Annotated in this window: 1 protein-coding gene; it reads left to right on the top strand. The window is 42.4% G+C overall.

Features of this window, described 5'->3' with window-relative positions; genetic code table 11:
• Positions 1-695 (top strand): IS630 family transposase (locus H8A87_RS02195; RefSeq protein WP_198688378.1); only part of this gene is annotated, 695 nt, incomplete at its 5' end.
• Between the last annotated feature and the right edge of the window lie 270 nt (positions 696-965).

Raw genomic sequence — 965 nt, 5'->3', positions numbered from 1 at the left:
GTCTTTCAGCGTGGGCGGAATGGCTTCACCGCCAGGGTTTCAGCTACAAAAAGCCAAAGGGAGTGCCTCATAAATTCGATGCGGATAAACAGCAACAATTTATTGATGACTACAAGGTGCTGAAAGACGGGGCGGATCAGAATGAGCCGATCCTATTTATTGATGCGGTGCATCCTTCACAGTCCACAAAGCTCAGCTATGGCTGGATGAAAGCAGGAAAAAATCAGGTAAAAGTGGTCGAAACCACCGGCAGTCGTACCCGTCTTAATATTCTGGGTGCCCTCAATTTACAACGAATTGAAGACACCGTGATCCGTGAATATCCGAGTATCAATGCTGAAAGCATCGCGTATTTTTTCGGGGCGCTCCGGGAAACTTACCCACTTTCGCAAAAAATCCACATTATTCTGGATGGTGCGGGTTACCACCGAGCCGAGTTGGTGAAAGATATTGCGTATGTCCTGAATATTGAATTGCATTACCTACCGCCTTACAGCCCAAACCTCAATCCGATAGAGCGATTGTGGAAGTATATGAATGAGCAAGTGCGTAACAATGTCTATTTTCCGAATGCGAAGACATTCCGTGAAACCCTTCATCGCTTTTTTCATGTCACGTTGCCAGAAAAAACGAAAGAACTGACGACTCGACTGACTGATAATTTTCAGATTTTAAAACCCGCACCTTCAAGTTAGATTGGTATATACTGAATATCAACTCAATTGCACAAAAGACTGGAAAAAAACAAACTATTTCAATCTCCAGTTTTACTTAAACCATAACTTAACGAAGAAATTGATGCTGTTATCTTAACCTAACAGCATCATTACCCTTCATCATTAGATAGCATCAATCAAGCTCAATAGATTGCCCAGTAGAAAGGTTTTTTGCATTCGGTAACCATAATCTTCCCCATGCGCCACTACAATGGCACGCATAAACATGGGTCATGTATTAAATGGTTA

The organism is Xenorhabdus lircayensis, from assembly GCF_016306625.1.
In the GTDB taxonomy this organism is placed as follows: domain Bacteria; phylum Pseudomonadota; class Gammaproteobacteria; order Enterobacterales; family Enterobacteriaceae; genus Xenorhabdus; species Xenorhabdus lircayensis.
The sequence above is the reverse complement of the archived record's forward strand: the minus strand, read 5'-3'. Positions and strand labels throughout refer to the sequence as shown.